The following is a 19,443-nucleotide window of genomic DNA, read 5'->3' as shown; positions in this document are numbered from 1 at the left end:
CGGAGCCCTCCCCGACACCGCTGTCACCCACGGCCGTTCCCCGCACGTCAGCGCCGGCCACCACCGGCCCGGTCGATGTCGGTGGCGTTGTCGTCGTCGGTGCCTGTGTAACTCCACATCGCGTCGGCGACGTACTTGCCGAGCTGGTCCATCGCCTTGCCGAGCTTGGGCACGCTCTCCTTGACGGCCTCGTTCATCTGCTGACCGCCGCCGGCCCCCTCGACCGGCTTGTGGTAAGTCTTGAGGAACTCCTCGGTGAACTCGTCGCGCGGCAGCGTCCCCGGCGCGGACTCCAGACCACTTATCGCGCCGAGCCTGCAGTTCATCGTGCTGGCGAGCGACTGCCCGCTGGCCCGCAGCCGGTTGGCGATGCCCAGGATGTCGGCGACGCTCGTCCTGATCTCGACGAAGCTACTCATCGTCGTCCCCCTTCAGGCGTACGTCGGCGTCGTGGCTGTGCAGCAGCTTCTCCAACTGGGCGCCGCCGGGTGCCAGCCGCCGCAGGTCGGGCGCGAGGCTGCCGTCGAGGATCTCCTTGGACTGCTCGGCGGCGTCCTCCACGGCGAGGCGGACGGTCGCCACGATGGTGGCGGCCAGCGCCTTCGAGTTGGGGTTCCGGAACACCCGTGGGTCTATGTCCAGCTCCAGCAGGTGCCCGCGAGGGCCGACGACCGCCTTGACGGTACGGTCGTCCGACCAGGCCGTGCCGGTCACCCGGAGCATCCGGCGCTGCACCTCGTCCATTCCGGACCAGGCCTTCCTGAGGTCACCGATCATGGCGGTCAGCGCGCCGAAGTTCGGTCGTTCCTCCATCGCCACTCCCCCCAGGGTCGCCCGACGGCAGCCTAACCGGGTGCCACGACACCGGCTGCCCTGCCGGCGGCGCGGCCGGTCCGGCACCCCCACCGTGACGGGGACGCCGGACCGGACCGTCACATACCGGCGGCGATCTGCTGGTCGATCTGCTGCATCCGTTCCGCCGAGGCTCCGAGCTTGACGCCGACGCGGGACAGCGCTTCCTTGATCTCGGTGGCGCCCTGGTTCCACTTCTGCCGGGCCTCGTCGCACGCCTGGCCCGCCGAGCCCTGCCAGTCCGCCGCGAAGAGCTGGGTGAACTGGGTGTACAGCTCCTGGAGACTGCCGTCCATCTGGCCCTGGTATGTGCCGATGGCGGTGGCCACATCGGAGATCTCGCCGAAGTTGTAGGTGATGGGACTGCTCACGGAAGGTCACCTTTCGCTGGTCTCGGCGGCGTCAGCCGCGCAGGATACCGGCGGCGTCAGCCGCGCAGGATACCGGCGGCGTCAGCCGCGCAGGATACCGGCGGCGTCAGCCGCGCAGGATGCTCATCACGTCGGCGTTGCCGGTCTCGGCGGCGGCCTGGCGGATCTCGGTCGCGGCGTCGTCGTCGTTCATGCCGTACTGCGTGGCCGCGCTGGTCATCTTGCCGGACAGCTCGTCGAGTGCCGAGATGATCTTCTTCAGCCCGTCGTTGAGCTGCACGGAGACGTCCTGGAGCGCGTTGTTCGCCGAGCCGCGCATGCCGCCACCGCCCAGGGTCTGCACCCGATCGATGAGCTGCGCCATGCCCTGCGCGAGGCCCGCACCGGTGTCGTTGCAGCGCTGTGCCATCTGGTTCAGCTGTTCCTGGGTGGCGTGGACCTGACCCAGTCCGGGAGTGTTGGTCAAGGTGGACTCACCCGCTCCTCTGCTTGCGCCCCCCGGTCAGGGAAGCGTCCCCTTGATGTGGTGGTGGCCGTCGTGGCCGATGCTGACGGTAGCGTCCCGCATCGAATCGGGCCACCTCACTCCGTCCGAAGTGGCTGGTCGGACGGCCGGTCCGGCGATACCGGGTCCCGGTGGTGGTCGGCAGCGGTTAGGCTCGGGACGATCTCCGGCAACACTCGGGCGGGGGCCCGCCGCACCAGGGGGAGGGTTCGGTGGCGGAGGACGACGGCAGCGCGGGCGGCACCAACCCCTACCAGCAGCAGACCGACCAGAACACCTGCACGGACTGGCTCGCCGATCAGAAACCCGTCGACGTCGATCCCGACGGGCTGGTCGACTACGGCAGGAACATGGTCACCATCCAGGAGAACCTGCGGGGCCACAGCGGCCGGCTGAGTCAGCTCGGCCAGCTGCCGCAGAGCGCCTGGGACAACAACGCGCTGCCGGAGGGCACCTACATCCGCCGCCAGCTCACCCTGAACTACGGCGAGTTCCAGCAGTACCTCACCTATCTCGGCACCGCGCTGACCAACATCGGCATGGCCGCGCAGACGGTGGCCGATGCCTACGCCAACACCGACGGCTGGTCGGCGGCCTCGCTGGACGCTGTCCGGTTCGCCTTCGGCGACGCCGACGCGCCGCGCCCCGCCGGGCTGCCCCCGTTCGTCTCCGGCAAGACCTGGTGGGACCAGTACTTCGAGACGCTGTCGAGCGGGCAGGCCACCACCGCGCCGGCGGAGGAGGACTTCGTCGACCAGGGCCAACGGGTCGACCCGGACGGCAGTGTGACCAGTACGGCGATCGCACCGGACGGCACGGTGAAGACGATCACCCAGCAGACGCTCCCTGGTGGCGTGGGCACGATCGTCACCATGACCACGACCGACGTCGACGGCAAGGTGCTCGCCACCAGCACCAGCCGGACGACCACGGTGGTCAGCGGCAACTCGACGGTGGTCACCACCACGACCACCGACGCCGAGGGCCGGCGCACGGGCGGCAGCCGGGAGACGACGTCGTACGACGCCGACGGAGGTCGCACGGTGACAAGCGAACAACTCGACGCCAAGGAGCAGCCGACCTCGAAGCGGGTCGACGAGCAGCACGCCGACGGGACGCGGACGCTCACCACGACCGACGGCAAGGGGCAGGTCACCGAGGAGCTGCACATCGGTCAGGACACCGAGGGCGTGCCGACGAGCGAACTCTCCAACTCCCCGACCAGGCAGGCGCTGGACGAGATCAAGCGGCACGACTACGGCATCTGAGCCCGGGAGGACACCATGGCCGACTACTGGGACGCCCGTGCGACGTACGCCTCCGGTGGCCCGCGCGGCGAGGGCACCCGGTACGTCATGCCGCCGGAGAACCCGGACCTGACGTTCACCCCGGCTCCGGGCGGCGAGGGTGGGGCCACCATCGAGGCGGTCCGCCAGCAGGTGCTGGGCCAGCACCCGGAGGACATCTCGGCGCTGGCCGACCAGTGGCAGAACGCCTACAACCTCTTGCAGGGCATCCACCAGCAGCTGCTGTCCGCCAGCCGGACCCTGCACGACGAGCACTGGAAGTCGCCGCAGGCCCGCGACGCGTTCCTGAAGGCCGGGCCGGGCAAGACGCTGGCCTACCTCGACGAGTGGATGGACGCGGCCCAGCACAACGTGACCGCGCTGCGGGCGATGGTCGGCATCGCCCGGGACTCCCGCACGGAGATGGACCGGCTCTGGACGGAATACGAGAACGCGATCGACGACGCGAAGAACTCCGACGGCTGGACGCAGTTCTCCGAGGGCTTCAAGCAGGGCTTCACCCTCGGCCTGTACGACGGCGAGAAGGGCATCCAGGCGGCCGAGGCCGAGGCGGTGCAGGAGAAGCAGCAGGAGTACAACCGCCGGGCGCAGGAGCTGGCCGAACGCACCGCCAACGAGTACTTCGGCACGTTGAGCAAGGTCAGCGGCGGGCACGGGCCACCGTTCTTCCCGATGGACGCGGTGCTCAACCCGGTCGGTCATCCGCCGTGGCGCGGTCCGGTCGGTACGCCGCCGCCCGGCGTACGCCCGCCCGGGACCGGGGCGAACCGGCCCCCGGCGTCGGTCCGGCCGGTACCCCGGCCCACGCCGGGCGACCCGGACCAGTTGGCCCGGCAGGTGCTGGCCACCCTGCGACCGCCACCGGGCACCGAGACCGGCCCGCCGGCCCCGGCACCCGCCACCGTCGACCGGCCGGGTCCCGCCGTGGCCCGGCCGCCGGTGGTGCCGCCGCCGCTGGCCGCGCCGCCACCCGGGCTGCCCACCGGCGCACCCGGCCTGAGCGGCGCGCACGTCAATGCCCCCGGCGCGGGTCGGGCCGGGCTGACCCGACCGCCGGGCCTGGACGGGCTCACCGGTGAGCGTGGCGGGTTACGCAGCGGGGTGCTGCGCGGCGGTGTCGGCGCACCATCGGTCACCGAGCCACCCCAGGCATCGCTGCGTTCCCCCGGCGCGAACGCCACCCCGCCACCGACCGGCGGCCGGGCCGCGCCCCCGAACGGGCTGCGTGGTCCCGGTTCCTCCTCGACGGCGGCACCACCGTCCGGTGCGCGCGGCACCGGCGGTACCCCGACGGCCGGGGCGTCGCACTCGCCGGGCACCCGCCGGCCGGGCACCGAGGAGGGGACGGACCAGGCGCGACGCGGGTCCGTCCGCCCGGGTGCCGGTGACGAGGACCTGTTCGGCCGCCCGGCCGGGGAGACCACCGCACCGGTGTTGCAGAACCGTCGTCCGGACGGGCGGCGCGCGACCGGTGGCGGCACCCGGGCCGGCGGTGAGCGGGCCGGCGGTGAGCGGGCCGGCGGTGAGCGGGCCGGCGACGCTACGACGCCGACCCGGCCGGGCACCGCCCCGCCCGTGCTGGGCAGCCCGGCCAGGAGTGTCGGTACGCCCGGGACGGCCCGGCCGAAGCGACGTGACCGGGCCGACGTGGCACGCCCGGCGGCACCGGGCGACGAGTGGCTGGGCGACGAGCGGTCGGCGGTGACCGCGCCGGTGCTGGACGGGCCAGCCGCGCCACTGTCCGGCGGGCGGGTGTCCCGGTTGGAGGAGGTGCCGGGCGCACTACGCGGTCGGGCACCGGCCGAGCCGACCACCCGGCCGGCGCGCGGTGGGCAGCCGGTGCCGCCGGAGCTGAGCCCCCGACGGACCACCGCCGCGAGGCGCGACGACCGGGGCGAGCGCCACGACGGTTCGGAGATCGTCACCGACGAGCAGGCGTTCAGCGTGGAGACGCCAGGTGGCGGTGTCCTCGGCAAGCAGGCCGAGGACCGCTCCTACCGGGCCGAACCGAAGACCGCCCTCGGCGGCGGCTGAGCCCTTCCCGGCCGGTCCCGCAGGGGCCGGCCGGGCAGCGCGATCCCGCAGGGGCCGGCCGGGCAGCGGCGGGTCAGGCCCAGCGTTCGCCGGTCAGCCGCTCGTAGACATCGACGTAGCGGGCCCGGGTCGCCTCGACCACCTCGGCCGGGACCTCGGGAGCGGGGGCCTGCTTGTCCCAGCCGCTGCCGGTCGCCCAGTCCCGGACGTACTGCTTGTCGTAGGAGAACTGGGTGCGACCCGGCTGGTACGACTCGGCGGGCCAGTAGCGCGACGAATCGGAGGTGAGAACCTCGTCGCCGAGCGTGAGGGTGCCGTCCGGCGCCCAGCCCAGTTCGATCTTGGTGTCGGCGACCAGGATGCCCCGGTCGGCGGCGAGTTCCGCGCCCCGCCGGTAGACGTCGAGGGTGATCTGGCGCAGCCGCTCGGCGGTCTCCGCGCCCACCTTGTCCACCACCTCGGCGAAGGTGATCGGCTCGTCGTGCTCCCCCGCTGGCGCCTTGGTCGACGGGGTGAAGATCGGCTCCGGCAGGATCGACGCCTCGACCAGGCCACGCGGCAGCGGTACGCCGGACACCGCGCCGGTGCGCTCGTACTCCTTGAGGCCGCCGCCGGTGAGGTAGCCGCGGGCGACGCACTCGACGGGCACCATGTCCAGCCGGCGGCAGCGGATGGCCCGACCGGCGAACTCGGCGGGCACCTCGGTGGCCGAGACCACGTGGTGCGGCACCAGGTCGGCGAGCTGCGCGAACCACCAGAGCGACAGGGCGGTGAGCAACCGCCCCTTGTCCGGGATCGGGGTGGGTAGCACCACGTCGTAGACGGAGATCCGGTCGGAGGCGACCAGGATCAGGTCGTCACCGTCGGTGTAGACGTCCCGGACCTTGCCCGAGTGCAGAAGTTCCACGCGCCCTAGTACACCACGGGTGCCGCGTCGGCCGGTGCGCCCACCCGGGCGACCGGCGTACGGCGGGCCGACCGGCCGTTGACACCCACCCGCGCCACCTGCGTGAATGATCCGGCTACCGGCTCACCCGTCCCCAGGAGCACCCGTTGTCCGCTGCGCGTCCCCCGCTCCCCCGACCCGGAGTCGACCCGGCCCGGCGGCGGCTGCTCGGCGGGCTGCTCGGTCTGCCGGTGCTGGCCGTCGGCGGGCTCAGCGGGTGCGGCGTCGACGAGGAGTCGTCGGTGCGGGACGGCCCGGTGGAGTTGTCGGTCTTCTGGTACGGCGGCACCAAGCGGGCGGAGGCCACCGAACGGGCCCTGCGGCTGTATTCGGCACGCAATCCGCTTGTCACCTTCCGGGTGACCTGGCAGGGGCAGGGCGGCTACTACGACCGGCTCGCCACCCAGGCCGGCGGCGGCAACGTGCCCGACCTGTTCCAGATCGACGACTCGATGCTCGGCGAGTACGCCCAGCGCGGCATCGTCCTGGACCTCGGCGGATACGTAGACGACGGCCGGATCAACCTGAACACCCTGCCGCCCGGCCTGGCGGACTACGGCAAGGTCGACGGCCGGGTCTACGGCGTCCCGGCCGCACAGACCCACGCCGCCGTGGTGTTCAACCGGGACCTGCTCCGTCGGCTCGGTGCCCCCGAACCGACCACCTCGATGACCTGGGCCGACTATCTGAGCTGGGCCGCCGGGGTGACCCGGGCCAGCCGTGGCCGGGTCGCCGGCTCCATGGACCCGTCCGGGGACCACCGGGCGCTGTGGCTCTGGCTACGCGGGTTGGGCACCAAGTTCTACCAGGGACGTCAGTTGGGTTTCGGCTCGGCGGCACTGCTGGACTGGTTCGAGTTCTGGGAGCGGGCCCGCAGCCAACGGGCCACCCCGGCCGCCGCCCTGGTCGACCGGGCCGACGGCGGCGAGCCGGCCCGGCAGCTGGTGGTCACCGGGCACACTGCCGCTTCGTTCGCCTGGTCACACCAGTTTCCCGAACTCCAGCGCTATTCCGAGGACGAGTTGGCCCTGGTCGGCTTCCCCGGCCCCCGGGCCGCCCAGTGGGACCGGGCGTCGATGTACTGGGCCGGGTTCCGGGGCACCCGCCATGCCGGGGTGGTGGCCAACGTGGTCAACTTCCTCACCAGCAGCGTGGAGGTGGGCCGGCTCCTCGGCACCGAGCGCGGCCTGCCGGCCAGCCTGACGGTACGACAGGCGGTCGTCCAGACCCTCGACGATCCGCCGGCCGAGCGGGTCGCCGCCCTCGGTGAGGCGCTGCACCAGCAGGTCGGTCCGGCGCCCGCGCCACCCCCGAAGGGGCACAGCGAGGTGCGTGCCCTGCTCGCCGAGTCGGCCCGGAGCATCCGCGCGGGACGCTCCGGGGCGCGAGCGGCGACGGCGCAGTTCATGGCCCGCGCCCAGGCCGCCCTGGCCCGGTGACGGACCAGGGCGCTACCCGACAACGGGCCGAGGCAGCGCCCCGGTCACGGGGTCAGCGGGGCGGGCGGCTGCGCCGGTTCCGCATCAGCAGGACGACCAGCAGGACGATGCCGCCGACCACCACCAGGCAGCAGAGCAGCCCGAAGACGCCGAAGCCACCGCCCCTGGACCGGCGACGGGCGGCCTCCACCACCAGCTCACCGGTGCCTGTGGACGCCCACGCGGCAACCGGTACGAAGACCGAGAGAACCACCGCGCCGAGCACCGCGCTCAGCCGGCCCCACCACTTGGTGGCAGTTGACTTGTTGATCCCAGTAGACATGCCCTCATCCTGACCGAGAGGAGCAAGTCCGGCACCCCGAAGCACACACCGGCCCGCCCCGCCCCCGACCCAGCGCCGACGGGCACGACCGACGGGCACAGACGAAGAAAGGCCCCGGAGACGAACTCCGGGACCTCTCGAACAGTAGCGGGGACAGGATTTGAACCTGCGACCTCTGGGTTATGAGCCCAGCGAGCTACCGAGCTGCTCCACCCCGCGTCGGCTAGATAAGCCTAACCCATCCTCCAGACGGAGATCCACCGCCCCCTCGATCCACCATCTACCCAGCTCAACAAGGCCCCGCAGCCCAACACGGTCCCCGCAGCCTTCCGGCGCAATGTGGCCACGACAGCCACACCCCACCCACAGCGCTATACGCGCAACCGGCAACCGGCAACCGGCAACCGGCAACCGGCAACCGGCAACCGGCAACAAGATCGGATTGCATTCAGAGAGACGACACGCCGAGGAAAGTGCTCGAAAATGCTATTTGATCATGGAGCAACCGGTTCCAGACGGGCGTGACACGCCCGGGAGCATTCTGCACACGCTCGGGAACCAGCAGGAGAACGCGGAGAACCAGCAGGAGAAAATCGAAAGGCCCCGGAGAAGAACTCCGGGGCCTTTCGAACAGTAGCGGGGACAGGATTTGAACCTGCGACCTCTGGGTTATGAGCCCAGCGAGCTACCGAGCTGCTCCACCCCGCGTCGCCTGGTTAACCGTAGCGCACCGACCCCCGCGCCCGCAAAACGGGCCCGGGATGCCCGGCACGCCTCCCCGGCACCCCACCGGGACACGGTCGGCGGTACCCACAGGTTGGTGCTGTGAACAGCCGAAACGCCGACGGGGCCACGATCCCCACTCGGATCGTGGCCCCGTCGACGCGGGAGCGGGCGGGTCAGCCGCCGGCGGACGGTGACGCGGGCGGGTTGCCGCTGGGCGGGGCGGCCGGATTGCCCTGCTGGGCCTGCTGGAAGGCGGTGATCGCCTCGTCCAGCGCCTTCAGGGCCCGGCCGTACCGCTCGAAGTCGCCGGACGCCTGGGCGGCCTTGACCTCGGCGATCGCCGTCTGGACCCGCTGCGCTGCGGCGGCCAGGTCACCGCTGGGCGGCGGGTTGCTCGCCCCGGGCGAGGCCGTGGGCGATGCCGACGGTGACGGCGACGGTGACGGCGACGGCGGCGTCCCACCGCTCGACGGCGGCGGGGTGCTCCCCTGCCCGGCCCGTTTGCCCTGCTCGACGAGCTGTTTGATGCCGTCGGCGACGTTGTTGGCAAGCACCACGTACGAGCCGCCGTCGCCGTACGACAGGAGCACCTTCTGCAGCAGCGGGTACGCGTCCTGCTGGTTGCTCTTGACGTAGACCGGCTCGACGTAGAGCATCCCGTCGGCGAACGGCAACGACAGGAGGTTGCCGTACTGCACCTGCGCCTGGTTGGAGGAGAGCAGGTTCAGCTCGGTCCGGATGGTGGCGTTGTTGGTCATCTGCTGGTGCACCTGCACCGGGCCGGAGATCCGGGTCTGATCCGGCAGCTCCAGCACCTCCAGCTTCGGCTGCCCGTCGACGTACGACCCGGAGATCAGCGCGGCGAGGTTCTGCCGACCGTTCGGGGTGACCGCCGAGGTGAGCTGGAACCGTGGGGCGTCCTGGTTGGGGAACTGGGTGAACAGGTAGTACGGCGGCTGCTTCTGCCCGCTGTCCGGCGCGTCCGGCACGTTCGGCACCTGCCAGAAGTCCTGGCCGGAGTAGAAGTCGCCGGGGTTGGTGACGTGGAACTTGGTGAGCAGGTTGCGCTGCACCTTGAACATGTCGGCCGGGTAGCGGAAGTGCTCGGCCAGGTCGGCCGGGATCGCGGTCTTCGGCAGCACCAGGTCGCCACCGAACGCCTTGTTCCACGCCTTGAGCACCGGGTCGGTGTCGTCGAACTCGTAGAGCCGGACCGTGCCGTCGTACGCGTCGACGGTGGCCTTCACCGAGTTGCGCATGTAGTTGACGTTCTCCCGGGCCAGCTGGAAGGTGCCCCGGTTGGTCAGCTCGTCGGTGGTCTCCTGTTGGAGGTTGATCCGCTCGGCGTACGGATAGGTCGCCGCCGTGGTGTAGCCGTCGATGATCCACTGGACCTTGCCGCCCACCACCGCCGGGTACGGGTCGCCGTCCAGGGTGAGGAACGGGGCGACCTTCTCCACCCGGTCCCGGGGGTTGCGCACGTACAGCAGCTTGGAGTTCTCGTTGACCGCCTCGGAGAGCAGGAAGTTCGTCTCCTGCTCCTTGATCGAGTAGAGCAGCCGCCTGGTGAACGAGCCGATCTCGACGCCACCCTCACCGGTGTAGGTGTAGTACTGCTCGCCCCCGGTGGTCGGGGTGGGCCTGTCGAACTCGGCGTTCTTACCCTCCTCGGTCTGACCGACGATGGCGTAGTCGTCGGCCTGCATCCGCTCGCCGTAGTAGATCCGCGGCTGGCTGGCCGGGATCTGCTCGGTCTGCGAGGAGCACGCCTCCTGTGCCTTCTCGCCGAGGAAGCCGGAGACGAAGTACGGCTGCCCACCGCAGACCACCTGGTTGGCCGGGGCCCCGACCAGGCCGTAGCCGTGGGTGTAGACGGTGTGCCGGTTGATCCAGTTGTTCTGCTGGTCGGTCAGCTCGCCGTAGTTGATCTCACGAACCCCGACCACGTAGTCGGAGGTCTTGTTCTGCACCGCGTACCTGTCGATGTCCAGCTTGGGGCCGAAGTCGTAGAACCCCCGGACCTGCTGGAGCTGGGTGTACGTCTCGGAGACCAGCTGCGGGTCGAGCAGCCGGACGTTCGGCACCACCGAGGTGTCGGTGGCCAGGCTGGCCGGTGGCACCAGGTTGCTGGCCGCGTACCCCTTGGTCTGCACCTCGGCTATGTCGTACGCGGCGCGGGTGGCGTCGATGCTGCGCTGGATGTACGGGGCCTCCTTGTCCCGGGCGCTCGGCTTGACCTCGAAGGTCTGCACCGCCCACGGGTAGATGCCACCGATCGCGACGGCGGAGACCCCGAGCAGGGCCAGCGAGATGCCCGGCCAGACCAGGTTCCGCATCACCGCGTTGGAGAAAACGATGATGGCGATGGCCACCACCACCGAGATGTACGCCAGGATCTCCTTCGCCGGCAGCAGCGCGTTGACGTCGGCGTAGCCCGCGCCGTACAGCTTGGCGCCCTCGTTGTACTCCAGCAGCATGGCCCGCCGGTCCAGCACGTACGCGACGGCCTTGAGCAGGACGAAGACCGCGACCAGCGTGCTCAGGTGGGCGCGGGCGGCGCCTGTCATCCGGTCGCCGACGCCCTGCAGGCGTACCCCGCCGAAGATGTAGTGCACGGCCAACACGCCGATCAGGGCCAGCACCACTGCGGTGAAACCGACCCCGAGCAGGTAGCGCCAGAACGGCAGCTGGAAGACGTAGAAGCCGACGTCGATGCCGAACTCCGGGTCCTTGACACCGAAGTCGCCGCCGTTGCGGAACAGCAGCCACTGGGGCCAGCGGCCCTGCGCGGAGAGCCCGGCGAACAGGCCGAGCACCACGGCGGTCAGGCTGATCCAGCTGCCGATCCGGGGCGCGAGCAGCATCCGGTACCGCTCCAGGGTGGCCTGCTCCAGCGAGTGCGGGCGCAGCTTCGGCCGCAGCCGGTAGGCCAACCACAGGTTTCCGCCCACGAACGCGGCCAGGCCCAGCCCGACGGCGAGGAAGAGCAGCACCCGGGTCAGCAGCACGCCGGTGAAGACCTGGGTGTAGCGGACCTCGTCGAACCAGAGCCAGTCGGTCCACGCCTGCACCCCCCAGCCCAGCAGGGTGAACAGGAGGAACACCCCGACCAGGACCCCGATGGTGACGCGTCCGCGCCGACTCATCCTCGGCAGGGGGCTGCTACGCATGACCACTGTTTGGCTCCGCACGCTCGATCTGATCGGCTCCGGACAGGCACCCAGAGTACGGGGTGTTCCTGAACGCCTCGGGTCAGGTCGCGCCGGGTCGGTCCGGTGGCACCGGCCTCAGCAGCGGGTCGGCTCTCCACCGGCGCGCAACGTGTCCAGCGCGGTCAATGCGTCGTCCAGCGAGCCGACCCTGAGCATGGGCAGACCGGGCTGCGGGTTGCGGACCGCCTCGGCGCAGTTGTCGGCGGGGACCAGGAACACCTTGGCACCTGCCTTCTTCGCGCCGACCAGCTTCTGCGCGATGCCGCCGATCGGGCCGACCCGGCCCTCGTCGTCGATGGTGCCGGTGCCGGCGATGACCTTCCCACCGGTGAGATCCTCCGGCTTGAGCTTGTCGATGATGCCGAGGGCGAACATCAGCCCGGCGCTCGGGCCGCCGATGTCGTTCAGGTCGATCTTCAGGCTGAACGGGTGCGGCTGCCGCTGGTCGGGGACCACCCCGATGCGCGGCCGGCCGTCGGCCTCCCGGCTGGTCACGGTGGCGCTGCCGGCGGTGCCGTCGCGGACGTACCCGATGGTCAGCCGGGTGCCGGCGGGCTTGCCCCGGACCAGCTCGACCAGCCGGGTCGCGGAGGTGACCTTGGCCCCGTCGACGGTGACGATCACGTCACCGGCCTTCAGCACACCGGCCGCCGAACCGTCCGCGGCCACCTCCTTCGCCACCACCTCGACCGGGTAGCCGAGCTTGACCAGCGCGGCGGTCTCGGCGCTGCTCTGCGAGTTCTGGAAGTCCTCGGCGTTGCGCTTCTCGACCTCCTCCTGCGACTCGCCCGGCGGGTAGACCAGTTCCCGGGGCACCACCGCCTCGTCCTTCGACAGCCAACCGGCGATCGCGGCGCGCAGCTTCACCGTCGGCTGCACGCCGACAGTGGTCATCCGGAGCTGACCGGCGGAGGTGGACGTCTCCCGGCCGCTGACCTGGATGACCTCCTTGCCCGCGGAGGTGCCGAGCGTGTTCACCGTCGGCCCGGGGCCGAGCACCACGTACGGGATGGGTGCGCCGAGCACGCCGATGCTCAGCAGGGTGGTGAGCAGGGCACCGAGGAGGACGGTCACGCCACGACGTCGCATGCGGCAGAGCGTACCGACAGGTGGCGGCGACTCCGGCGCGCTGCGGCGGACTTCGCCCTCAGCGCAACGCCAGTGGCGGCTACCAGGGGCGCGGCGCGCGTACCGTAGACGTCGTGCCTGATATTCCGTTCGGTTTCGCGCTCCCGGGTGGGCAACCACCAGACCCCAACGATCCCGCGCAGATGCAGCAGTTCATGTCGCAGTTGCAGCACCTGCTCTCCGCGCCGGGCAGCGGGCCGGTCAACTGGGACCTGGCCCGTCAGGTGGCCGCCAGCCAGCTCGCGGCCACGGGTGATCCGATGGCCTCCCCCTACGAGCGGCACGCGGTGGAGGAGGCGCTGCGCCTGGCCGATCTGTGGCTGGAGCCGGCGTCGGCCTGGCCGACCGGCATCCGCACCTCCGTGGCGTGGAACCGCAACGAGTGGATCTACAAGACGCTCGACGTCTGGCGCAAGCTCTGCGACCCGGTGGCCAGCCGGATGGTCGGCGCGATGGGCGACCTGGTCCCGCCGGAGGCCCGTGCCCAGCTCGGCCCGATGCAGTCGATGGTCGCCACCCTGGGCGGGGCGCTCTTCGGCGGCCAGCTCGGCCAGGCCCTCGGCCAGCTCGCCGCAGAGGTGCTCTCCGCCGGCGACATCGGCCTGCCGCTCGGCCCGGCCGGCACCGCCGCACTGATCCCGGCCAACATCCGGGTGTACGGCGAGGGCCTGGAGCTGCCCGAGGACGAGGTACGCCTCTACGTCGCCCTACGCGAGGCCGCCCACCAGCGGCTCTTCGAGCACGTCCCGTGGCTGCGCGGGCACGTGCTGACCGCTGTGGAGAACTACGCGTCAGGCATCCGGGTCAACCGGGAGGCGATCGAGGAGGCGATGGGCCGGGTCGACCCGACCGACCCGGAGTCGATGCAGGCGATCGCCCTGGAGGGGATCTTCACCCCGGAGGACACCCCGGCGCAGAAGGCGTCCCTGGCCCGGCTGGAGACGGTGCTCGCGCTGGTCGAGGGCTGGGTCTGCCACGTGGTCGACAGTGCCGCCGCCGACCGGCTGCCCAACGTGGTCCGCCTCGGTGAGGCGTTCCGTCGTCGCCGGGCGGCCGGCGGGCCGGCCGAACAGACCTTCGCCGCCCTGGTCGGCCTGGAGCTGCGTCCGCGCCGGCTGCGGGAGGCCTCGGCGCTGTGGGCGGCGTTGACCGAGCACCGGGGCATCGCCGGCCGGGACGCGGTCTGGGGCCACCCCGACCTGCTCCCCTCCGACGCGGACTTCGCCGACCCGGTGGCGTTCGCGACCACCTCGGCGGATCTCGACGACGAGCTGGCCAACTTCGACTTCACCGCCCCCGGCGGCCCCGAGGAGCAGGCCCCGGGCAGCCGCCCCCGTCCCGACGACCCCGACGGCGACCCCGACCGCCCCTGACCGCCCCGATGCCCTGACCGGCTCCCCGCCCTGACCGGTCCCTACCTGCCGCGACGCCGGCCGGACCCACCCGACTCCCGGCCGGTCAGGCGCGGTGGCCGGTCAGGCGCGGTGGCCGGAGAGCAGGGCACGGGTGGCCTCCCAGCCCTCGACCGCCGGGTCCAGGGCGGCCAGGTCGGCCGGGCCGCGCAACCGGTGCCAGCCGGGGGTGACCGCCACGTCGGCCGGGGCGGGCGCCGCGCGACGCAGGTCCGCCGGCCCGGCGACGTCCAGGTCCAGCACCGGCAGCCAATCGGGTACGGGTAACCGCGACGCCACGCCGAGCAGCCCGGCAGCGCCACCACCCTCGACCGGGGCGACGGCGACGGATCGACTGGTCAGTGGCCGGAGCAGCTTGCCGAGGGTGAGCCCCGGCAGGTCCGGGGCATCGGCGGCGACCACGGCAGCCTGGTCGTACCCGGCGAGGGCGGCCAGCGCCGCGGTGACGGTCGGCTCGGGCACCTCGTACACGACGGTGTCGGGCCAGCGCACCGCGTCGGCGAGCCAGCGGTCGGCCGGGGTCACGGCGACAGCGGTCTCCACCTCGGCGAGGGTGGCGAGCAGGTCCACCACGTCCTCGGCCAGCGCGGTGCGCCAGTCCACCAGGCCGATCCCGGGCGGCGACCAGGCCACCGGGCCGAGTAACGCCACCACCACCCGTCGGACCATTCCCCGACCCTAGCGGGCACGCCTCCCCGCCCTCCAGCGGGCACGCCTCCGACCGCCGGAGGGCGGGGCGGCGGCGAAGCAGGGGCAGCAGATGCCGGGGCAGCGGAGGCGACGTGGGGTCAGCCGGGGACCGGGGCAGCAGCGGCGGCGATGCGGAGTCAGCCGGGGACCGGGACGGCGGAGGCGGCGGCCACCCCCTCCAGGTAGCCCCGGGCCCGCTCGGTCTTCGCGTACCGGCCGACGAGGGCCCAGAAGCGGGCGTTGTGGCTCGGCACGATGAGGTGCGCCAACTCGTGCAGCAGCACGTAGTCGAGCACCCAGTCGGGCATGTCCTGGAGCCGGTGCGAGATCCGGATGGTCCGGTCGGCGGGGGTGCAGGACCCCCATCTGCCGTTCTGGTTGGTGACCCACCGGACGCTGGCCGGCAGGGCGTCGCCGCCCTGGTCGGAGAGGTACATGCTGATCAGCCGGAGCGCCCGGTCGAGCAGTTCGGTGTCGTTGCGGGTCAACCGGTCCTCCCGGGCGGCGAGCCGGGCGAGCATCCGGTCGACCCACTCGCTCTCCTCGGCTCGGGAGAACTGGTCGGGGATGAGGACCACGACCCGCTCGCCGTCCCGGTAGGCGGACACCGTGCGTCGCCGGCGCTGACTGCGCCGTACCTCGACGACTGGCTTCCGCGCCGCCGCCATCAGTGGGCCGCGCAGCCGTGGTTTCCTGCCACGAAGGAAAGCTAATGCGTACTGACCAGGGGTCCGCAAGGGTCAACACCCCGACGCGCGCCCGGAAAATGATGATTGGTGGTAAGGAGTCCGAAAAAAACTGGTGATCACCTTGGGGTTCGACCCTCGTCACCCTTCGTGGCCGGCTCCACGGCGTCCGCCCGCAACGATCTCCACGGTGGGTGAGCGACCCGGGCGGCGTCCCCACACCCCCTCCGGGGGACCCGAGCGGGGTTCCACACGGCGTGTCCCCGGCAAACTCACTTATCCCACCTAATTCGGGATGCACACTCTCGACGTCGACTTGCTCACAGTGTCGATGCACAGCTGACATGGAACTGCCCAGAGCTGGGTAGGGTCCGCCAACCGGTGGTCACGTGGGTGACCGCCGGAGAAGGACCCGGCGTCGGCGCCCCGCGTGGCCCGCCGCCGGGAGCACCGTCGGGCCGACGTGCCCGCCGGACGAGACGAGGAGGCTACCGTGGCCGACCAGGCCCAGACCTACAACGGTTACTGCGTCAAGTGCAAGGAGAAGCGGGACTTCGAGGGGCACGTCGAGGTCTCGAAGACCGGGATGAACATGGCCAAGGGCAAGTGTCCGGTGTGCGGCACAACAGTGAACCGCATCCTGGGCAAGGCCAAGGTCTGACCCGTCCGGGTGCGACGCGGGAGGGGCGGCCGACGAGGCCGCCCCTCCCGCACGTCCGGGTCCGGGAGGCCGAGCCGACGCGAAGGTGGGGCCGCTTCTCGGGTACGCCTGCCGGCGGGCCCGAGGGACGGGCTGTCAGCTAGGCGACATCACTGCCCGTGAACTGTGGATAACTCGTCGATTCCTGTGGACAACGCTGGATCTGGCGCTGCACACCTGTGGACAACGAGCGACTCACCGCAGGGATTCGATCACGATTCGTCATCATGACTCAGTCCCGCACCATGCCGTCCCGCGCCGCACCGTCCCACACAGAGCCCTCCCACACAGAGTCCTCCCCTGTTGGGCCCTCCGGCACGTCCTCCCCTGTTGGGCCCTCCGGCACGGAACCCTCCCGTACCGCGCTGCTCCGCCCCGCCCTGTTACCGGGCCTCACCCGGCTCTGGCGGGACCGGCACACCCTGCAACTGGGGCTGGCTCCGGGCCGGGCCGTACTGCTGGAGGTGACCGACTCACGCCTCCCCCGGCTACTCGACCTGCTCGACGGCACCCGCAGCGAGCGCGGCATCCTGGTGGACGCGGCGAACTTCCAGGTCGACCCCGGTCAGGTACGCGGACTGATCGACACGCTGCACGCCGCCGGGCTCGTCGTACCGGCGCACACCCTGCTTCCCCGCGACCTCACCGGCCCGGACCGGACCCGGCTCGCCGCGGAGGCCGGGGCGCTCGCCCTGGCCACGCCCACCCTGGCCGGCACCCCGGCCCAGGTGCTGCGCCGCAGACGCGTCGCCCGGGTGGTGGTGGCCGGAGCGGGCCGGCTCGGCGCACCCGTCGCCGTGGCTCTGGCCCAGGCCGGCGTGGGTCACGTGTCGGCCGAGCTGACCGGCCCGGTGCACCCGGGCGACCTGGTCGGGACCGGACTGGTCGCGACCGACGTCGGCCAGCCGCTGGCAGGCGCGGTCCGGACCGTCATCGAACGCGTCGCCCCGGGCACCCGGACCGGGCCAGCCGGCCGACGCCGGGTCGAACTGGTGGTGCAACTCGGCACGGACCGGCCGGCGGACCTGCTCGCCACCGGGTACGCCCGGCGTCGCCAACCGCACCTGCTGCTCACCCTCCGGGAGGGGGTGCCGGTGGTCGGTCCGCTGGTCCGGCCCCCGGCGGGACCCTGCCTGCACTGCCTGGACCTGCACCGCACCGAGCGCGACCCGGATTGGCCCGCGTTGGCCGCCCAACTCGCCACCGGCCCGGCTGACCAGTCCTGCGGCACTGCCACCCTGCTCGCTGCGGTCGGCTACGCGGTCGCCGAGGCGCTGGCCCAGGTCGACGGGGGCACGCCGGAGACGGTGGGCTGTGCGGTGGAGGTCGGGTCGGCCGGCCGGTTCCGCCGTCGGGTCTGGGCCCCGCACCCCGGTTGCTCCTGCTCTGGCGCCGGCCGTCGATGGTGACCACGCCCGGCCCCACCGGGAATGCGAAGGGAGCCCGGAAGGGACGCGGAAGGGGTATGCAGGCACCCGGCCCGGCTTCGGAGCAGCACCGGGGCCACGAAGTCGGTAACAATGGCCAAGTGACCGACATCCCGCGCCGCGCCGTGTCCCGGACCGCCAAGCTCGCCGCTCTGCCGCTCGGCTTCGCCGGTCGGACCGTCCTCGGGATGGGTAAGCGCGTCACCGGCATCGCCTCCGACGTCATCTCCGCCGAGATCCAGCAACGCACCGCCGAGCAGCTCTTCAGCGTCCTCGGGCAGCTCAAGGGCGGGGCGATGAAGTTCGGCCAGGCCCTGTCGGTGTTCGAGGCGGCGCTACCGGACGAGATCGCCGCGCCCTACCGGCAGGCCCTGACGAAGCTCCAGGAGGCCGCCCCGCCGCTGCCGGTGGCGAGCGTGCACAAGGTGCTCACCGAGCAGCTCGGGCCGGACTGGCGGGACCGGTTCGTGGAGTTCGACGACACCCCGGCCGCGGCGGCCAGCATCGGCCAGGTGCACCGGGCGGTGTGGCGGGATCCGGAGACCGGGGTGTCCCGGGCCGCCGCCGTCAAGATCCAGTACCCGGGCGCGGGCGACGCGCTGCTCGCCGACCTCAAGCAGCTCTCCCGGCTCGGCGGGATGTTCCGGGTCATCCAACCCGGCCTGGACGTCAAGCCGCTCCTGGCCGAGCTGCGGGAACGGATCACCGAGGAGCTGGACTACGAACTGGAGGCCGAGTCGCAGCGCGCCTTCGCCGCCGCGTACGCCGACGACCCGGAGATCTTCATCCCGGCGGTGCTCTCCGCCTCGCCCCGGGTGCTGGTCACCGAGTGGATCGAGGGAACCCCACTGGCGGACATCATCCGGGAGGGCACCGAGGAGCAGCGCAACTCCGCCGGGCGGTTGATGGCGATCCTGCACCTGTCCGCCCCGCCCCGGGCCGGGCTGCTGCACGCCGACCCGCACCCGGGCAACTTCCGGCTGCTGCCGGACGGCCGGCTCGGTGTGATCGACTTCGGGGCGGTGGCCCGGATGCCCGAGGGCACCCCGGAACCGATCGGCCGACTGCTCGGGCTGTCGCTGCGCGGTGAGGCCGACGCGGTCGTCGCCGGGCTGCGCGAGGAGGGCTTCGTCAACCCGACCGAGCCGATCGACGCACCGGCGCTGCTGGACTACATCCGGCCCATGCTGGACCCGGTGGCGCAGGAGGAGTTCCGGTTCACCCGGGCCTGGCTGCGCGCCGAGGCGACCCGGCTGGCCAGCCCGAAGTCGCCCGCCTTCCAGCTCAGTCGGCAGCTCAACCTGCCGCCGTCGTACCTGCTCATCCACCGGGTGACGCTGGGCTCGATCGGGGTGCTCTGCCAGTTGGAGGCGAAGGCGCCCTACCGGGGCATCCTGGAACGGTGGCTGCCCGGTTTCGCCCCGGTGGCCTGACGACCCGACGAGGAGCGGGGGCGGTGACCGGATTCCGGTCACCGCCCCCGCCTGTCGGTGGTGCTCTAGAGAACGCCCAGTTCGCGAGCCGACTGGCTCCGGCTCTTCATCGCGACGGTACGGGCAGAACGGTGCGCCTCAGTGCTCGTGGTGGTACGACCGGCCTGAGGCCGGCGCATTCGAGCCCGGGACAACGCTTCGTGGAGTAGTTGCATCTCGGTTCCATTCGGCAGGTGCAGCATCGGGGTCAACT

Annotated in this window: 17 protein-coding genes and 2 tRNA genes; 7 read left to right on the top strand and 12 right to left on the bottom strand. The window is 71.9% G+C overall.

From position 1 onward, the window contains the following. Positions 1–47: 47 nt before the first annotated feature. The 4 genes from OHQ87_RS29635 to OHQ87_RS29620 all read right to left on the bottom strand — a co-directional run bounded on the left by OHQ87_RS29635 (position 48) and on the right by OHQ87_RS29620 (position 1,689). Entirely contained in the window at positions 48–419 is a 372-nt protein-coding gene (locus OHQ87_RS29635; RefSeq protein WP_328343222.1) for a hypothetical protein, read from the bottom strand. Continuing rightward, positions 412–813, bottom strand: coding sequence for a YbaB/EbfC family nucleoid-associated protein (locus tag OHQ87_RS29630; RefSeq protein WP_328343220.1), 402 nt, complete (start codon positions 811–813; stop codon positions 412–414). Before OHQ87_RS29630 ends, OHQ87_RS29635 begins: the two co-directional genes overlap by 8 nt. A gap of 119 nt (positions 814–932) precedes the next feature. Further along, positions 933–1,223, bottom strand: coding sequence for a WXG100 family type VII secretion target (locus OHQ87_RS29625; RefSeq protein WP_328343218.1), 291 nt, complete (start codon positions 1,221–1,223; stop codon positions 933–935). 106 nt (positions 1,224–1,329) lie between these two features. Next, a complete protein-coding gene (locus OHQ87_RS29620; RefSeq protein ID WP_328343216.1) occupies positions 1,330–1,689 on the bottom strand; it encodes a WXG100 family type VII secretion target in 360 nt (119 codons plus the stop codon). Positions 1,690–1,940: 251 nt separating this feature from the next. Between OHQ87_RS29620 and OHQ87_RS29615 the strand changes: the two genes are divergently transcribed. Together OHQ87_RS29615 and OHQ87_RS29610 are read left to right on the top strand one after the other, a co-directional pair. Then, positions 1,941–2,996 (top strand): hypothetical protein, encoded by a 1,056-nt coding sequence (locus OHQ87_RS29615; RefSeq protein ID WP_328343214.1) that lies wholly within the window; start codon positions 1,941–1,943, stop codon positions 2,994–2,996. Positions 2,997–3,011: 15 nt separating this feature from the next. Then, on the top strand, positions 3,012–5,069 hold the full coding sequence (locus OHQ87_RS29610; protein WP_328343212.1) for a hypothetical protein: 2,058 nt from the start codon (positions 3,012–3,014) through the stop codon (positions 5,067–5,069). A 73-nt stretch (positions 5,070–5,142) separates the two neighbouring features. Here OHQ87_RS29610 and OHQ87_RS29605 read toward each other — a convergent pair whose 3' ends face one another. Continuing rightward, positions 5,143–5,976, bottom strand: a complete 834-nt coding sequence (locus OHQ87_RS29605) for a phosphoribosylaminoimidazolesuccinocarboxamide synthase (RefSeq protein WP_328343210.1) — start codon at positions 5,974–5,976, stop codon at positions 5,143–5,145. Positions 5,977–6,122: 146 nt separating this feature from the next. Between OHQ87_RS29605 and OHQ87_RS29600 the strand changes: the two genes are divergently transcribed. Continuing rightward, a complete protein-coding gene (locus tag OHQ87_RS29600) occupies positions 6,123–7,454 on the top strand; it encodes an ABC transporter substrate-binding protein (protein ID WP_328343208.1) in 1,332 nt (443 codons plus the stop codon). A gap of 52 nt (positions 7,455–7,506) precedes the next feature. Here OHQ87_RS29600 and OHQ87_RS29595 read toward each other — a convergent pair whose 3' ends face one another. The 5 genes from OHQ87_RS29595 to OHQ87_RS29575 all read right to left on the bottom strand — a co-directional run bounded on the left by OHQ87_RS29595 (position 7,507) and on the right by OHQ87_RS29575 (position 12,803). After that, positions 7,507–7,776 carry a hypothetical protein gene (locus tag OHQ87_RS29595; RefSeq protein WP_328343206.1) on the bottom strand — a complete coding sequence of 90 codons (270 nt, stop codon included), beginning with the start codon at positions 7,774–7,776 and terminating at the stop codon, positions 7,507–7,509. 145 nt (positions 7,777–7,921) lie between these two features. Next, a tRNA-Met gene (locus tag OHQ87_RS29590) sits at positions 7,922–7,995 on the bottom strand. Positions 7,996–8,410: 415 nt separating this feature from the next. Continuing rightward, positions 8,411–8,484 (bottom strand) — tRNA-Met (locus OHQ87_RS29585). Positions 8,485–8,675: 191 nt separating this feature from the next. After that, positions 8,676–11,672: a UPF0182 family membrane protein gene (locus tag OHQ87_RS29580; RefSeq protein WP_328343204.1), complete on the bottom strand. Its 2,997-nt coding sequence runs from the start codon at positions 11,670–11,672 to the stop codon at positions 8,676–8,678. A 117-nt stretch (positions 11,673–11,789) separates the two neighbouring features. Continuing rightward, on the bottom strand, positions 11,790–12,803 hold the full coding sequence (locus OHQ87_RS29575; protein WP_328343202.1) for a YlbL family protein: 1,014 nt from the start codon (positions 12,801–12,803) through the stop codon (positions 11,790–11,792). A gap of 182 nt (positions 12,804–12,985) precedes the next feature. On the opposite strand from OHQ87_RS29575, the gene OHQ87_RS29570 reads away from it, so the two are divergent. Next, complete coding sequence (locus OHQ87_RS29570; protein WP_328349050.1) at positions 12,986–14,215, top strand: zinc-dependent metalloprotease; 1,230 nt, start codon at positions 12,986–12,988, stop codon at positions 14,213–14,215. 102 nt (positions 14,216–14,317) lie between these two features. Here OHQ87_RS29570 and OHQ87_RS29565 read toward each other — a convergent pair whose 3' ends face one another. Further along, on the bottom strand, positions 14,318–14,923 hold the full coding sequence (locus tag OHQ87_RS29565) for a hypothetical protein (protein WP_328343201.1): 606 nt from the start codon (positions 14,921–14,923) through the stop codon (positions 14,318–14,320). A gap of 158 nt (positions 14,924–15,081) precedes the next feature. Continuing rightward, the gene (locus OHQ87_RS29560; protein WP_328343200.1) at positions 15,082–15,612 is read right to left on the bottom strand and encodes a M48 metallopeptidase family protein; all 531 of its coding nucleotides are present in this window, start codon (positions 15,610–15,612) and stop codon (positions 15,082–15,084) included. 511 nt (positions 15,613–16,123) lie between these two features. Between OHQ87_RS29560 and OHQ87_RS29555 the strand changes: the two genes are divergently transcribed. The 3 genes from OHQ87_RS29555 to OHQ87_RS29545 all read left to right on the top strand — a co-directional run bounded on the left by OHQ87_RS29555 (position 16,124) and on the right by OHQ87_RS29545 (position 19,190). Then, complete coding sequence (locus OHQ87_RS29555) at positions 16,124–16,291, top strand: DUF5679 domain-containing protein (RefSeq protein WP_007464795.1); 168 nt, start codon at positions 16,124–16,126, stop codon at positions 16,289–16,291. A gap of 404 nt (positions 16,292–16,695) precedes the next feature. Continuing rightward, complete coding sequence (locus tag OHQ87_RS29550) at positions 16,696–17,739, top strand: TOMM precursor leader peptide-binding protein (RefSeq protein WP_328349048.1); 1,044 nt, start codon at positions 16,696–16,698, stop codon at positions 17,737–17,739. 119 nt (positions 17,740–17,858) lie between these two features. Beyond that, positions 17,859–19,190: an ABC1 kinase family protein gene (locus OHQ87_RS29545; RefSeq protein ID WP_328343198.1), complete on the top strand. Its 1,332-nt coding sequence runs from the start codon at positions 17,859–17,861 to the stop codon at positions 19,188–19,190. Positions 19,191–19,443 lie beyond the last annotated feature (253 nt).

The sequence above is a fragment of the Micromonospora sp. NBC_00421 genome (assembly GCF_036017915.1).
Lineage (GTDB): Bacteria > Actinomycetota > Actinomycetes > Mycobacteriales > Micromonosporaceae > Micromonospora.
The sequence above is the reverse complement of the archived record's forward strand: the minus strand, read 5'-3'. Positions and strand labels throughout refer to the sequence as shown.

Bases quoted from the DNA above. Each gene is read 5' to 3' on its own strand.
- OHQ87_RS29560 (WP_328343200.1), bottom strand. From the start codon at position 15,612: ATGGCGGCGGCGCGGAAGCCAGTCGTCGAGGTACGGCGCAGTCAGCGC.
- OHQ87_RS29575 (WP_328343202.1), bottom strand. From the start codon at position 12,803: ATGCGACGTCGTGGCGTGACCGTCCTCCTCGGTGCCCTGCTCACCACC.
- OHQ87_RS29580 (WP_328343204.1), bottom strand. From the start codon at position 11,672: ATGCGTAGCAGCCCCCTGCCGAGGATGAGTCGGCGCGGACGCGTCACC.
- OHQ87_RS29630 (WP_328343220.1), bottom strand. From the start codon at position 813: ATGGAGGAACGACCGAACTTCGGCGCGCTGACCGCCATGATCGGTGAC.
- OHQ87_RS29570 (WP_328349050.1), top strand. From the start codon at position 12,986: ATGCAGCAGTTCATGTCGCAGTTGCAGCACCTGCTCTCCGCGCCGGGC.
- OHQ87_RS29565 (WP_328343201.1), bottom strand. From the start codon at position 14,923: ATGGTCCGACGGGTGGTGGTGGCGTTACTCGGCCCGGTGGCCTGGTCG.
- OHQ87_RS29610 (WP_328343212.1), top strand. From the start codon at position 3,012: ATGGCCGACTACTGGGACGCCCGTGCGACGTACGCCTCCGGTGGCCCG.
- OHQ87_RS29595 (WP_328343206.1), bottom strand. From the start codon at position 7,776: ATGTCTACTGGGATCAACAAGTCAACTGCCACCAAGTGGTGGGGCCGG.
- OHQ87_RS29635 (WP_328343222.1), bottom strand. From the start codon at position 419: ATGAGTAGCTTCGTCGAGATCAGGACGAGCGTCGCCGACATCCTGGGC.